The organism is Syntrophothermus sp. (genome assembly GCF_013314835.1).
Classification (GTDB): domain Bacteria; phylum Bacillota; class Syntrophomonadia; order Syntrophomonadales; family Syntrophothermaceae; genus Syntrophothermus; species Syntrophothermus lipocalidus.
Window position 1 is genome coordinate 15,345 of sequence record NZ_JABUEX010000035.1, and the last position, 14,182, is coordinate 29,526.

13 protein-coding genes are annotated in these 14,182 nt (G+C 53.2%); 12 read left to right on the top strand and 1 reads right to left on the bottom strand.

What is annotated here, in order from left to right; genetic code table 11:
- Positions 1-14 precede the first annotated feature (14 nt).
- From HPY90_RS10770 to HPY90_RS10825, 12 genes are all read left to right on the top strand, one after another.
- Complete coding sequence (locus tag HPY90_RS10770; protein ID WP_287194398.1) at positions 15-845, top strand: CheR family methyltransferase; 831 nt, start codon at positions 15-17, stop codon at positions 843-845.
- 11 nt (positions 846-856) lie between these two features.
- Positions 857-1,231, top strand: coding sequence for a response regulator (locus HPY90_RS10775; protein WP_273699058.1), 375 nt, complete (start codon positions 857-859; stop codon positions 1,229-1,231).
- 23 nt (positions 1,232-1,254) lie between these two features.
- Positions 1,255-4,002 (top strand): chemotaxis protein CheA, encoded by a 2,748-nt coding sequence (locus tag HPY90_RS10780; RefSeq protein WP_287194401.1) that lies wholly within the window; start codon positions 1,255-1,257, stop codon positions 4,000-4,002.
- 11 nt (positions 4,003-4,013) lie between these two features.
- The gene (locus HPY90_RS10785) at positions 4,014-4,805 is read left to right on the top strand and encodes a ParA family protein (RefSeq protein WP_013175888.1); all 792 of its coding nucleotides are present in this window, start codon (positions 4,014-4,016) and stop codon (positions 4,803-4,805) included.
- The gene (locus tag HPY90_RS10790) at positions 4,806-5,189 is read left to right on the top strand and encodes a hypothetical protein (RefSeq protein WP_287194403.1); all 384 of its coding nucleotides are present in this window, start codon (positions 4,806-4,808) and stop codon (positions 5,187-5,189) included.
- 4 nt (positions 5,190-5,193) lie between these two features.
- Positions 5,194-6,684 carry an Hsp70 family protein gene (locus HPY90_RS10795; RefSeq protein WP_287194405.1) on the top strand — a complete coding sequence of 497 codons (1,491 nt, stop codon included), beginning with the start codon at positions 5,194-5,196 and terminating at the stop codon, positions 6,682-6,684.
- 86 nt (positions 6,685-6,770) lie between these two features.
- Positions 6,771-8,708, top strand: coding sequence for a methyl-accepting chemotaxis protein (locus HPY90_RS10800; RefSeq protein WP_287194407.1), 1,938 nt, complete (start codon positions 6,771-6,773; stop codon positions 8,706-8,708).
- A gap of 42 nt (positions 8,709-8,750) precedes the next feature.
- Complete coding sequence (locus tag HPY90_RS10805; RefSeq protein ID WP_287194409.1) at positions 8,751-10,307, top strand: chemotaxis protein CheW; 1,557 nt, start codon at positions 8,751-8,753, stop codon at positions 10,305-10,307.
- Positions 10,294-11,367 (top strand): protein-glutamate methylesterase/protein-glutamine glutaminase, encoded by a 1,074-nt coding sequence (locus HPY90_RS10810; protein ID WP_287194411.1) that lies wholly within the window; start codon positions 10,294-10,296, stop codon positions 11,365-11,367. The genes HPY90_RS10805 and HPY90_RS10810 overlap by 14 nt, the downstream gene beginning before the upstream one ends.
- A 787-nt stretch (positions 11,368-12,154) precedes the next feature.
- A complete protein-coding gene (locus HPY90_RS10815; RefSeq protein ID WP_287194418.1) occupies positions 12,155-12,508 on the top strand; it encodes a response regulator in 354 nt (117 codons plus the stop codon).
- Positions 12,509-12,517: 9 nt separating this feature from the next.
- Entirely contained in the window at positions 12,518-12,997 is a 480-nt protein-coding gene (locus tag HPY90_RS10820; RefSeq protein WP_287194413.1) for a chemotaxis protein CheX, read from the top strand.
- A gap of 1 nt (position 12,998) precedes the next feature.
- Complete coding sequence (locus HPY90_RS10825) at positions 12,999-13,460, top strand: chemotaxis protein CheX (RefSeq protein WP_287194415.1); 462 nt, start codon at positions 12,999-13,001, stop codon at positions 13,458-13,460.
- A gap of 117 nt (positions 13,461-13,577) precedes the next feature.
- Here HPY90_RS10825 and HPY90_RS10830 read toward each other — a convergent pair whose 3' ends face one another.
- Complete coding sequence (locus HPY90_RS10830) at positions 13,578-13,967, bottom strand: hypothetical protein (RefSeq protein WP_287194417.1); 390 nt, start codon at positions 13,965-13,967, stop codon at positions 13,578-13,580.
- Between the last annotated feature and the right edge of the window lie 215 nt (positions 13,968-14,182).

Here is a 14,182-nt window from a genome sequence, read left to right on the forward strand (position 1 = left end):
ACGGTGACAACAGAGTGGATCTACCGATTGAGGACTTCATTGCTTTGAGAAACCTGATCTACGAGCGGACCGGGATGTTTTTCGGGGAAAACAAAATCTACTACATAAAGAAGCGCCTGCACAAGCGGATGCAGGTTTGTTGTGCGGACACGGTACATGAATATATACGTTTTCTGAAGTTCTTCGACCCTAAGCAGCGCGAGTTTCAAGAGCTGGTTAACCTCCTCACCGTCAACGAAACTTACTTTTTCCGGGAGTTTTCGCAGCTGAAGGTTTTTGCCGAACACTGCCTGCCAGAGATAGTAGAACAAAAGCAGAGGACCGGAGACACGACCCTGAAATTGTTCTCCGCCGGGTGTTCAACCGGTGAAGAGCCTTACACTTTGGCTATCATCCTTTCGGAGATGCTCGATGATCCAACCCAGTGGGAAGTGATGATCAAAGCGGTCGACATCGATGAGAACGTCCTGAAAACAGCCCGGCGCGGCGTTTATGATCCCCGTTCGGTCAAGGACGTTCCCCCTGCTTACTTGGAGAAGTATTTCACCACTCCGTCCCCCGGGGTCTTCGCGGTCAAGCCTGAGCTCCAAGAAATGGTGGTATTCGAGCACCTTAACCTTATGGACAGACGGGCTCTCAGGTACGAGAACAATTACGATTTTATATTCTGCCGCAATGTCTTGATCTACTTTGACGATGCTGCACGTAAACAGTTGGTGGAACGGTTTTATACCATGCTGAACAAAGGCGGGTTTATATTCCTGGGTCATGCCGAGTCTCTGAGCCGTATCAGCACGGCTTTCAAGATTAGGAAAATGGACGGCCATATCGTTTACCAGGCCTGAGGAGGTTCGTAATGGGCGGCAAGATTCTGGTGGCCGATGATTCGGAAATGATTCGCAACTTTCACTCTTATATATTGAAAAGCGCCGGCTTTGATGTGGTAACCGCGGTAGATGGAGCTGATGCCTTGGAAAAGGCATACGGCTCATCCGCCCCCTGGGCCGTGGTAATTACCGACATCAACATGCCCAACCTGGATGGCTATGCCCTCATCGAGCGTTTGCGCGGGGAACCGGAATTCGAAGACATCCCCATCATCATCGTTTCTACTGAAGACGAGTTAAAAGATAAGCAAAGAGGGTTCGAGGCCGGTGCCAACGCCTATCTGGTAAAACCGACCGACCCGGCAACCTTGATCGAAATGATCAAAATGCTGATTGGAGCTTGAAGGAAAAGCGAGGCGAAAAGAGAGTGAGGCTGACCTTTGAGCCTGACGATATAGACATACTCCAAGGCATAGTGGAGGAATCGAGCGAGCATCTTAGAGGCATTGAAGAAGGTATTCTGAGGCTAGAGGCAGACTTTGATCCTGAAACCGTAGACTCTGTCTTTCGGGCCCTGCATTCGGTTAAAGGAGTAGCCGGGCTACTCGATCTCACGCCAATTAAAGATTGCGCCCACTGTCTAGAATCGATGCTGACGGATATCCGCAAAGGCCTCTACACTCCGGACTCAGAAATAACCGACCTGCTCTTGCGCGGAGTCGATGTTCTGCACCTGCAGCTGGCAGAGGTTGTGGCCCAGTTGCAGGAGTTACATGCGGATCCACCTCAGGAGCCCTTCGCCCTTAATATTCCCGACGCCGGGGGTAAGGAGTTGGCAGCAACAGTTGAAGAGATCCGTCTCCGGCTCACCGGACAGTCTCAGCCTGAGCCTAATGAGGAGGCGAGGCCGGAGCAAAGCCCCGACTTTTCGTATCTACTCGATCAAATGCTCCCCGACTTTATTGATGAAACGGTAGAACACCTCAGCTCTGTAGAACATTACTGCGTGGAACTGGAAAAACACCCACAGGATCCGCAAATACTCAACTCTATCATGCGCAGCTTTCACAGCATCAAAGGAGGAGCCGGGGTCATAGCCAGCATGCGTCCTGACCAAGGAGAGAATGACCCGGTCAAACTTATCCGAGCCCTAACCCATGCGGCCGAGACCGTACTTCAATCTTATCTTGGCCAAAGCCAACCTCTCTCGGAATCCATAGTTGACCTGGTCCTACAGGCAGTCGACAAGGTATCTGCCTTGGTTAAAACGCTGGGCGAGGGCGGGGAGCCGGATCCTTCGACACGAGATATCATCCAGCGGATGGAAATGGCAGCCAGGTGCGTCTCGAGCAGACGGGACGAGACCGAAGAAAGCGTGTCTACTAGGCCCTTCCTGGCCTCTAACCAACTGGCCGCGTTTATCAACATAGCCAGCCAAGCCCTGGAATCCATAAAAGGCCTGCTGGATACCGCCCGCGAAGGATACCCTGTAAGAACTAACCGTTTCAGGCAGTACTCGCGGGCCCTAAAAAACCTCCATTCGAGCGCTCGCTACCTCGGATTTAATGAGCTGGCTGAAGAAGCGGCGACCCAGGCTCAGTTTGTCCGGACAGTTACACCGGAACGAGACGTGCTTACAGGTCCGATGCTTGAAAGGCTTCGGGCAGGATTTGAACGCTTGCTCCAACTGCTAGAGACCAAGTTGGCTGAGGTAGAGCGTATCATAGAGGAAGTGCCGCTGGAGTACGCCGACAAACGACTGGGCGAGATCCTGGTCGAAGAGAACAAGCTGTCACCGGAGGCCCGGGATAAGGCCCTGGGCCGGCAGAAAAAGCTGGGCGAGATCCTGGTCGAATCGGGTCTAGCCTCCCCCTCAGAAGTGGCTATGGCCCTCTCTAAGCAAGCAGTAGCCCGCGAAAAACAGCGGGAAACCGCAGAAGAAACCAGACCGGTTGGGGAAATTGCCGGGCAGTCGGTTAGGGTCAGCCAGGAGAAGCTGGACCGGCTCATGAACATGATAGGTGAACTCCTCATCTCCAAAAACAACATCCTGCACCTAGCCCGGAAGGTAAGCATGGAGTACAATCTGCCAGCCTTGTCCCGAGAGGTCAAAGCGGCAGCCATGGAAGTAGCCAGGATCTCCGACGAACTGCAGGACGCCATCATGTCGGCCCGGATGATTCCGCTGCGCGCGCTTTTTCAAAGGTACCCCCGTACTATCCGCGACATTTCTCGTAAATCGGGAAAACAGGTGGACCTGGTGATCACGGGAGAAGACACTGAACTCGACAAAACCGTAATCGAAGCTATCAACGACCCGCTGGTCCACATGCTGCGCAACGCGGTAGACCACGGGATAGAGCCTCCGGAAGAGCGAAAAGCTCTGGGCAAGCATCCCCAGGGTACTATTTCGCTTCGTGCTTACTATCAAGGAGGGTATGTCGTTATCGAAATATCCGATGACGGTAGAGGCCTCGACCCTGAACGCATCAAGCAGAAAGCCGTTGAAAAAGGACTGGTTCATCCTGTCCAGGCGCAGACCATGAGCCCTGAAGACCTTTACCAGTTCATCTTTACCCCGGGGTTCAGCACCGCCCAAGAGGTTACCGAACTGTCCGGACGGGGCGTGGGGATGGACGTGGTAAAAAACAACATAGAGCGGCTGGGCGGGTTTATATATGTGGACAGCCAGCCAAGCGCTGGTACTACTTTTACCCTGAAGATACCGCTTTCCATGTCGATAATCCAGGGGTTGATGGTCGAAGCATTAGGCCAACGGTTCATCATAGCCTTGGACGCTATAGTGGAGACGGTGAAACTGCCATTAGCGTTCATCAGGAGTTACAAACAAAAGCTGGTAGCGGATATTCGCGGTCAGATTATCCCCCTAATCAGATTAGGCCAAGTGCTGGGAATAGAATCACCTTCCGATAGAAACGGCATAGACCAGTCAGAAGACGGAAGGGTACCGATTGTAGTTCTGGACATAGACCGGGTTCGGGTAGGATTGATCGTCGACCGTTTCCAAAACCAGCAAGAATTCGTCATCAAATCTCTGAGCGAAGAACTAGCCGGTCTCAAGGTTTACAGCGGAGCTACTATTCTGGGAGACGGTAGTGTGGTTCTAATCCTGAACCCCGTTCAACTCCTGCAACTTCACCTGACCGGCAGCTAGGGAGGAAAACCATGGCGGTAACTATCGTTGTTGCCAACCGCAAAGGAGGCAGCGGAAAAACCACGACTACTGTCAACCTGGCCGACGGCCTTGCCCGCAGAGGGAAAAAGGTACTGGTGGTGGATGCCGATTCTCAGGCCCAGGCTACGGTAAGCATTGGGATACTGCCCCACCGGTTGACCATGACCCTGTACGAACTACTGCACCTTGCGGCCAGTCCCCGGGGGTTGGGTAAGGAGCAAATAAACGAAACAGTTATCAGAAACCAGAAACTCTTCGACCTCATCCCTTCTAAGCCGGATCTCTCGGCAGTTGAAGTGGAACTGGCAAATCAGACCGGACGCGAGTCCCTTTTAAAGGATCTGCTTTTGGATGTCATGGAAGACTACCAGTTCATACTCATCGACCTCCCCCCATCGCTGGGATTTGTGGCAGTAAACGGCCTCGTCGCTGCGGATTGGCTGGTAATACCTACGGAACCTTCATTTCTCTCGATGGACGGTCTGGCTCAGATGATGGGTATCCTGTACCGGGTCAATGCCGAGCTCAACCCGGGGTTACGCCTGATGGGAGTTCTCCCCGTCAAGTGCGACCTTCGAACCAACCTGGCTCGGAGCGTACTGGCGGAAATAAAAAACAATTTTGGGGAAGAAATGCTGCTCCCCCCCATACGAAATGATATCCGGTTAGCTGAAGCCCCGAGTTTTGGCAAGACCATATTCGAATACTCCCCGGCATCGCGGGGAGCTCAGGATTACGAAAACCTAGTGGAAACCATCCTTTCTAGAAGTGGTGAACAATAGATGGCAGGGAAAAAGAAACTGGGAATGGGGCTGGACCTGCTGCTGTCCTCGGTCCAATCCTCAGTTAATCAACCCGGGGGGATTGTTGATTGGAACCGCATCCAAAGTGTTTTCGACCAGGCTCGGCGCGAAGATGAAGCCGGAAACGTGTTTGAAGCCTACTATCTTTACCGTCTGGCCAGCGACCTGGTTCGCGAAAAAGGCCCCGCGATACCCCCGGAAGCTAAAAGCCTGGCCTCTCAGTCCCTGAATAACGCTGCCGTCATCCTGTATGAACACGGTTACACAGCCCAGGCCCGCTGCTTGCTGGAAAAAGCAGTTCAGGTCTGCCCTGACAACCTTACTGCGCGTGATAACCTTAACTCGCTCTTGCAAGGAGGCTAGAACAGTGATTGTGGGCATAGATCTAGGCACCACCAACTCTCTGGTAGCCTACATCAACCGGGAAGGCAAGCCGGAAATCATCGTCAATGAGCGTGGGAGCCGATTGACACCTTCGGCCGTGTACTTCAAAACAGACCAGGAGGTCCTAGTAGGGGAGCTGGCTCGTTCCCAGATGGTGTTGAAAGCCGACCGGACGGTATGCTACATCAAGCGTCACATGGGTTCCGACTACCGGGTAAACATATCCGGGCGGGAGTACACTCCTATCGAGATCTCAGCCCTGGTGTTACGAAAGCTTAGGCAGTACGCCGAAAAATACCTGGGCCAGCCCGTTGAGGCAGCGGTAGTCACCGTACCCGCCTACTTCAACGACAACCAGCGCCAGGCCACCCTGCAGGCGGGAAGGCTAGCGGGATTGAAGATATTGAAACTTTTGAACGAGCCCACGGCTGCGGCTCTGGCCTACGGCCTGCAGTCGGGAGAAAAGGAACACGTACTGGTACTCGATATAGGAGGAGGCACCTTCGATATCACCCTTATGGAAAACGACGGCGGCACCTGCCAGGTGGTGGCGGTCGGGGGATGCACTACCCTGGGGGGGATCGATTTCGACAACCGGCTGATAAAGCACATTCTCGAAACTTTTAAGCAAACTCATGGGATAGATCTCGCTGCTGACAAAGTAGCCTGCCAACAGGTTCAAATACACGCGGAACGGGCTAAGGTTGACCTGTCAACCGTAAACGAGTGCTCGGTTTTGATACCTTACATCACCATGGGAACTGAAGGCCCGGTTCACCTCAACCAGACCATCCGCCGGGAAGAATTTGAGCACCTGGCAAGTGACCTCTGGAACGAGATCAGTTCTCTTATCCTGCAAACCCTGCAGAAAGCGGAGGTTGGTCCCGACTGGGTGGATGTAATAGTCATGGCTGGCGGGGCCTCGCGAATGCCCGGATTCGAGCGGGTGGTACGGGAATTGTTCGGGCAGGTAGAAATAAAAAGCGATATCAATCCCGACGAAGTCGTAGCACTCGGAGCCGCCATAGAAGCTGGAATCCTGGCTGGCCAGGTCGAACATATCGAACTCTACGATGTAACTTCCCACACCTTGGGCATCGAAGATGATATGGGGGAATTTGTCCCCATTATTCCAGCTAATACCCTCTATCCGGTAACCAGGTCGCGCCTGTTTACCACAGTGCAAGACGATCAGGAGGAGGTGATAATTCACATCCTGCAGCGGGACGAACTCCAGTCCGAGGCTTCAGCAGCCGTATCCCTGGGCAGGTTTCACCTGGCTGGCATCCAGCAGGCTCCAGCCGGGGTGCCGTGCATCGAGGTAACTTTCACCATTGACCGTAACGGAGTCCTCGAGGTTGCCGCCCGGGACACGGAAACAGGTACGGAAAACCAAGTACAGATCACTGACGTGGCGTTTTCCGGCGGACACCCGGGTGAAAACCGCCGCGGGACTTCGCTGACGGTTATATGAGACCTGTTCGTATGCCGCTGGTATTCCAGTAGAAAGAAAAGCTCTCGGTAAGCGTGGTTATTTTTTAGAATTGAGGAGGGAGTCGAATGGCTAGAAGATTGGAAACACCGCCCGGTGCCAAAACCGGATTGACCCTGAAGACCGACGAAGAAGATATATCCAAGAAGCGGGAACAGGCCCGCAGGATGGCTCAAGAAAAGGCCCGGGCCCGCACCCTGGCCAAGCAGCAGGCTATGGCCGAGAGAATCGCCACCGCTTCCGAACAACTGCTGGCAGGAGTAGAGGAGGCAACCGCATCAGCCCAGGAATTCGCCCGGATGATGACTGACTTGGCGGTACGCATGCAGCAAGTAGCGGAGATGTCTGAGTCCGTAAAACAGACTGCTCAGGACGAAAGTGATGCGGCGCAGCAGGTCGTAGAGACTTTCGATATCCTCTATAAGATAACCCAGGAAGGTCTCGGCACCATGCGCGAGTCGGTGGCCGCCATGGAAAACATGCGAGCTCACCTGGTAGAAGCAGCAGAGAAAAACGCCCAGTCCGGCAAGCGCATTGCCGAGCTGGAAGAACAGTCCCGGCAGATCGGAGACATCGTGCAGACTGTGGTCATGATCGCAGACCAGACCAACCTCCTGGCCTTGAACGCCGCTATTGAAGCAGCCCGCGCTGGAGAACACGGGCGTGGATTTGCGGTAGTAGCAGATGAAGTACGCAACCTGGCCGAGATTTCTGAAAGCGCAGCCCGGGATATCCGCGGAGTAGTGGAGGAAATTCGTAGTGGCGTGGATCAGGTAGTTAAAGATATAAACCAGGTAGTAGAAAGCTTCCAGGATATGCAACAGCGCACCGAGCATAATAACCAGGGGTTCCAGGGGGTAGCACAGCGGTTTCAGCTCTACGGGGAAATACTGGCAAGGTTTTTGGATTTTTCAGGCCAGATGGACCGCACGGCCCAGGAAGTCCGTTCTGTCTGCGAATCCATCGCCGCCAATACAGACCAGATTAGGGTAGGGTGTGAAGAGTCCACGAAAGCGGTGACCGAACAGAGCAAGGCACTGGCCGAGGTCAACCAGGCTACCCACGAACTGGCGGAGATGGCGGATGAACTTAAGACATCTACGAACGTAAACAAATCAGCCGAGGAAGTGGCTGCCACTTCGGAACAGCTCTCCGCTAATATAGAAGAAATAAGCAGCTCCGCCAGTGAGATCGTGAGCTCTCTTAGCCAGATGACAAACGCCGCCAGCCTATCCGAAAAGGATGTCCAGAAGGTTGTAACCTTGGTCCGCACCAGCCAGGAACTCCTAGCCAAAATGAACGAGTGCATAACCCAGGCCAGTCAAACCTTAGGGGAATTGCAGCAGATATTGACCGACAGCCGTCAGGCAGCTCGTGCTGTGTGGAGGAATCTGCGCGAATGTATTGACTCGTATCAGGGAACCAACAGCTCCATTGAGACCCTCGAGGAAAAAATCCGGCGTATTGAAAAGATTGTGGATACCATCGAAAACGTTTCTATCCAGACCAACATGCTGGCTGTCAACGGGTTCGTAGAGGCCGCAACTGCAGGAGAGCACGGTCGTGGATTTTCTGTAGTTGCCGGTGATATCCGTAACCTCGCTACCGAGTCGGCGGAAAATGCCGATAAGATCAAGGACCTAGTAAGAGACCTGCAGAAGCAGATGAGCAAAGTTGTCGCTGACCTGGGTCAGTCCGAAAGCGTATCCCGGCAAGCAGACGAAGCTATAGGGGTAGCTGCCAAGAAAAATGACGCGGTCGAAGAATCACTGGCCCAGATTACGCACCAGCGCGCCCAGGTAGCTAAAGCCGTCACTGATATCCGCAACGCGGTTGAGAAAGCCGAAAAACTGGTTGAGGCTTTGACCGAGATGACAACCGCAGGGTTTGCTGAAATACAAGCCGCTTCTCGCACCGCTGACGAACAGGCCCGAGCGGTAGCAGAGCTTGCCAACTCCATTGAGGAAATAGCGTCTATCGCTGATGAACTACAGGCAGGTCAATGAACGTTTATTGTGAAAACATTAAAGCCAAAGGGGGGATAATAAGTGACTGACCAACAGGCAAACGCCTTAGTTCAGGATGAGATGCAGTTGGTCACCTTCGATCTCGAGCGGGAAAGCTTCGGAATCAATATTATGAACGTGCAGGAGATCATCCGCACGCCTAACATAACGGTTATTCCGCAGGCCCCGCCCTATGTAGAAGGGGTAACTAACCTGCGGGGCAATATCCTTCCGGTTATCGACACCCGGGTTAAGTTCAACCTGCCTCCTCGCGAACGCGACGCCGCCAGCCGGGTAATAGTAGTAGATGTGAAAGGCAGGAAAATCGGGTTGAGCGTTGACGGAGTATCCGAGGTCCTCCGGGTTGAGAGTAACCAAATAGAGCCGGCCCCCGCCATGGTATCGGGTATCGAGACCAGTGCTATCTCTGGAATGGTCAAGATTAACGATGGAAAAAAACTGGTCATGATCCTGGATGCCGTGCGCTTCTGTCAACTGGAAAGCGGCGAGGGACAGGATACCGCTGCCGCCCGGTTAACCAGGAGCGAAGCCGGTTTCAAGCAGGAGCAGGACAAGAAGCTGGAAGAAGTCCAGTTAGTTACTTTTGGGCTAGGAAAAGAAGAGTTTGCCCTTGAAATAGAACAGGTTCGGGAGATCATCCGCTACCCGGAGATCGTGAAGGTCCCTAACGTTCCGGCCTACATCAAAGGAGTGATCTCCTTGCGCGACCGCCTGTTGCCTATCGTCGACATGCGGGTCAAGCTCGAAACCAGCAGTGATGAAGTTGGCGACACCACCAGGGTGGTAGTCGTCGATGTGGACAACATGCAGGTCGGATTAGTCGTGGACAAGGTCTACGAAGTTACCCGCGTCCCCAAAGACACTATCTACCCGCCGCCTCAAGCCTTGACCACCGAGGGGCGGGATCAGTTGAAGGGCATAGTCAGGCTAGATGACGGGAAGCGCATCATCATGCTCATTGATCCTTTCGACATCCTGACCAGGGAGGAAATCCGCGGGATATCCACCGTAGAAACGGCCGATGCAGAATCCATCGAAGAAGCCCCGGCTTTTCTAGACGGGATGGACGAAGAACAGATGGTAGTGTTCAAGCTGGCAGGCGAGCAGTACGGGGTACGCATCACCCAGGTACAGGAGATCAACCGTCTGTCTAAGATCACTAAAGTGCCGCGGGCACCCAAATTCGTCGAAGGGGTCGTAAACCTGAGAGGAGATGTCATCCCGCTCATCGACCTGCGCAAGCGGTTTGAGATGGAGGAAAAAGAGTACAACGAGTTCACCCGCATCATAGTCAGCGATATAAACAACAAAAAGATAGGAATCATCGTGGACGAGGTCCTTGAGGTTTTGCGGGTTCCTAAGAAGAACCTGGAAGAGGCTCCCGACATCATTCAAGGGAACCAGGCAGCCCGCTTTATGGAAGGCTTGGCCAACCTGGAGAACAGGATGATTATGCTTTTGAACCTGGAAAACATCCTGGTAGAGAAAGAGTGGCAGAAGCTGGCCGACCTCAGCCAGTCCCAGCCGGCCAAAAAGACGACCCCAGTGAAACTCAAGAAGCAGGGTGGAAACGAGTAACGTGGTACGTGTACTGATTGTCGACGATTCGGCCCTTATGCGCAAAACTCTCCGGCAAATCCTGGAACGGGATCCGGAGGTTGAAGTCGTGGCTGCAGCCCGGGACGGAGAGGATGCCGTAGCCAAAGCCCGGGAGTACCGCCCGGATGTTGTCACTATGGACGTAAACATGCCCAAACAGGACGGCATCACTGCCCTTCAGTATATAGTGAATGAAGACATCTGCCCTGTCATAATGGTTTCTTCCCTCACCCAAGAAGGAGCAGTGACCACGTTTGAAGCCTTGGAACTGGGTGCGTTTGATTTCGTGGCTAAGCCGGGCGGTACTGTGTCATCCAACCTCGAAACAGTGGCCGATGAGCTAGTTACCAAGATTAAAGCAGCCGCCGGATTGAAAAAGAGAAAGATCACCGCCCGCCTGTCAAGGGCCCGTCGCTCCCGTGGCAGGCAGGTTGTCAAGAAAACGGGAGATACTGCAAGCGGGGACATGAAGGCAGTGGCCATGGGTATATCGACCGGGGGCCCCAAGATGATTTATGAGGTCTTGCCCTCATTACCGGCCAACCTCAACGCGGCTGTGTTCCTGGTCCAGCACATGCCGCCTAACTTCACTTCGGCTTACGTCAAAAGGCTGAACGAACACTGCCAGTTGGAGGTGGTGGAAGCCGAGGCTGGCATGAAGGTACGGCCAGGTGTGGTTTATGTGGGACGAGGAGGACGGCATCTCAGCCTGGTGAAAAATTCGCTGGGAGAAGCGGTCATCCGGCTGCCATCCCAGCCACCTCACCATTTTATGCCTTCAGTGGGAGTCATGATGGAGGCAGTGTTGAAGGTTTTCGGGCCGAGGACCATAGGAGTGCTCATGACCGGTATGGGTGACGACGGGGCTGACGCTATGGTCAAAATCAGGCAGGGCGGAGGCCTGACTATCGCCGAATCGGAAGAGAGTGCCATCGTGTTCGGAATGCCTGGAGAAGCCATCAAGCGTGGCGGAGCCGAAATCGTGGTCCCCATATGGGACATACCCGAGGAAATCGTCAAAGCCGCAGGAGTGGTTTAAAAAGCCACAGATATACACAGATGACTACCGATGTACACAGATTTGTTAGACGCAGATTAACGCAGATTTTCTAAAAACCATAGTCGTATGTGATTTCACCGCGAAAAGGGTCGACCACAGAGTTTTAGCCTTGTATGGTCTGCTCGTTATTAGCACTATATCAAGGCGAATACTGGACGACCGAGGAAGCCTTTCCAGCAAGATCAAGGATCGGTAAATCATTGTTTTTATTAATTGTCTGCGTAAATCTGCCCCGAAAATCGATTGGCGGGAGGAGTGTTAGCCAGCTCGCTCCAAGACTCCTCGCCTGCAACACATCGGCTCTCTTCGGTGCGAAGCGGACCGCTCGGGATTCGTCCGGCACTCAGGGAATGCAATGCTCGGGAAAATCGCTGCTTGCATAAAGGGCTCCCGAGCTAGACTCATCCTGAGTGCCGGAACTCAGTCCACGGCTAGCCGAAACCTCCTGTTTCTCGCTCCGCTTCGCAGCCCTCAGTTTCGCCGTGTGTTGTCCGGCACTCAACGGAAGTCTCAGTAACCTTTGTTTAACCAAATTGTCGTTTAGTTGAGTGCCGGAGCTCGTCATACGTCGCTTCGCCCGGCTAACACTCCTCCACAGTCGCATTTTCATTCTCTAGTGGTGACTCAGATGAGAGTCATAAAGGTCTGCGTCTCAATAATATCGGTGTAAATCTGTGGAACATCTGTGTTCATCTGTGGCTCGAAGGTAGGAAGGAAGGTGGTTCTTACGAGAGGGATAAAACCGGACGGGAGTCCGATTAAGGTAATGGCAGTGGACGATTCGCCGGTAACCAGGAAGATGCTCAAAAAAGCGCTCGAGCCCGAAGGGTTCATTATTGTTGCCGAGGCTGGCAACGGGCGCGATGCCGTGGCCGCCTACGCCCAGGCCAAGCCGGATGTCATCACCATGGACGTTACCATGCCCATAATGGACGGGCTAGAAGCCGCAGCCGCCATCAAGAAACTCAACCCTTCCCAAAAAATAATAATGCTGAGCGCCATGGGCGATAAAGATATCGTGGCTGAAGCCCAGAGCCTGGGTATTACTGATTTCTGTACCAAGCCTTTTAAACCCGACGAAATTATCGGCAAGATTCTGAAAGTTTTAGCGGAAGGTTGAGGTGATGAGGTGAGCTCCACAACCTACATCGTGCCCTTTATCAAAGCCGTGGCCAGTGTTTTCAAGGATATGTTGGGAATTGTCGTAACAAAAGGAGAACCAGTTGACGAAGGAGAAGAGTTTGGGTCACAAGGGTTTGCGGTGATCGTCGGCTTTACTGGCGGCTGGCGCGGCCGCTTTTTCCTGGACATGCCGCCCACAGCAGCGTTGAGATTAGCCAGTATCCTGACGGGCGAGGAATACGCCTCTCCAACCGAAGAAGAAGTCCTCCTGTCCGCTGCAGAGATAGGCAATGTGGTGTGCGGCAACGCCGTCACCGCCGTTAACGACGCTTACCCAGGCCTGAACATCCGGTTGACCCCTCCCAGCGTGTTCGTGGGAGACCGCTTTAGCATGTTCAACGTCAGACTCAGCTCCTACTCCGTTTTGATGCAGACTGAAGCAGGGCCCATCAAGATAAACGTAGCGGTAGAGGAGGGGAAAAGGTAGGATGGATGTGAGGTATATCAACCCCTTCATTCAGGGACTCCTCGATGTCGTAGCTATGCTGGGAATGACAAGCATTGTCCGTACTGGATTAGGCAAGAAGACATACCTTCAAACTGAAAATGAGGTCAACATCATCATCGGGCTCACAGGAGAGGTTAAGGGAAATATCGTGTTCTCTATGCCGGAAGCCACCGCCCATAACATTGCCTCAGCCATGATGGCGGGAGTCCCGGTGGAAAAACTGGACCTCATATCAAAAAGCGCCCTATGCGAACTGGCCAATATGATAGCAGGTAACTCCGCGGCCAAGCTGGAAGGGCTGGGCGTAAAATTCAATGTCACGCCCCCCACCTTGATTACCGGCAAGAACCTGCTCGCCCTTATCAGCCAGGTAGAAACCCTGGTCATCAATTTTGCGGGCAACGAAGGGCCCTTAGAAATGAACGTGGCCTTAGAAATGTGAGTTGCCTTCAAGCCTTGTCTGCCCAAAAATGTTAACCGTCCGGCGCTCGTGCGTTGTTTCGCCTATCGCCGTGACCGGTTAACGCTTTTTTTCTGTCTAAGTCTGCGTCTAACCATCTCAATCCTTTCTCTGCAGGGGCTTCCGCTTGATGCGCCGGTAGGTCATGGGAGTGATGCGCAACCCCGGTTTCAGTTCCCGGGCATACTCCGTTACCATTTCGTCGCTTCTAGTGATGGCCTGACCCGCCTTGTTTATAAGGTCAGATGCTGATTGGACTGTAGGATGAGCAGCAAACTCTTTTTGAGCAGTGCTCTTGACCGCCTGCCATTTTTCTCGGAGCATCCCGGTAGCCTTTTCAGTCTTGTCCGAAGCCCAGGCAGCCACGTTTCTCCCTCCCTCCCTGAGGGACACGCGATGCCTCTTAATGGCCCAAACCGCCACCGTTCCGAGCCCAGCTACCAGCATCACTTTCCACAGCCAGGACACCGGTCGTTCATTTTTGGCCATAGCTCCACCTCCTAACGACCTGACTGTGCTTAGTCTGCTCGGATTCTCAGCATAACATTCCCGACTTTAAAAAATTTGTTATCTAAAACTTCCATGATTCTCCTTATAGGCATAAAACCGCATATTTTTTGATTATTTTTTTATTTTTGGCAGGATAATTCGTCACAGCGTCAAAAATATAAATGTAGCAAAAATGCTACGTTATTTCAAGACAT

Coding starts and splice junctions, on each gene's coding strand:
- HPY90_RS10775 (WP_273699058.1), top strand. CDS start 857: ATGGGCGGCAAGATTCTGGTGGCCGATGATTCGGAAATGATTCGCAAC.
- HPY90_RS10785 (WP_013175888.1), top strand. CDS start 4,014: ATGGCGGTAACTATCGTTGTTGCCAACCGCAAAGGAGGCAGCGGAAAA.
- HPY90_RS10790 (WP_287194403.1), top strand. CDS start 4,806: ATGGCAGGGAAAAAGAAACTGGGAATGGGGCTGGACCTGCTGCTGTCC.
- HPY90_RS10800 (WP_287194407.1), top strand. CDS start 6,771: ATGGCTAGAAGATTGGAAACACCGCCCGGTGCCAAAACCGGATTGACC.
- HPY90_RS10815 (WP_287194418.1), top strand. CDS start 12,155: ATGGCAGTGGACGATTCGCCGGTAACCAGGAAGATGCTCAAAAAAGCG.
- HPY90_RS10825 (WP_287194415.1), top strand. CDS start 12,999: ATGGATGTGAGGTATATCAACCCCTTCATTCAGGGACTCCTCGATGTC.
- HPY90_RS10830 (WP_287194417.1), bottom strand. CDS start 13,967: ATGGCCAAAAATGAACGACCGGTGTCCTGGCTGTGGAAAGTGATGCTG.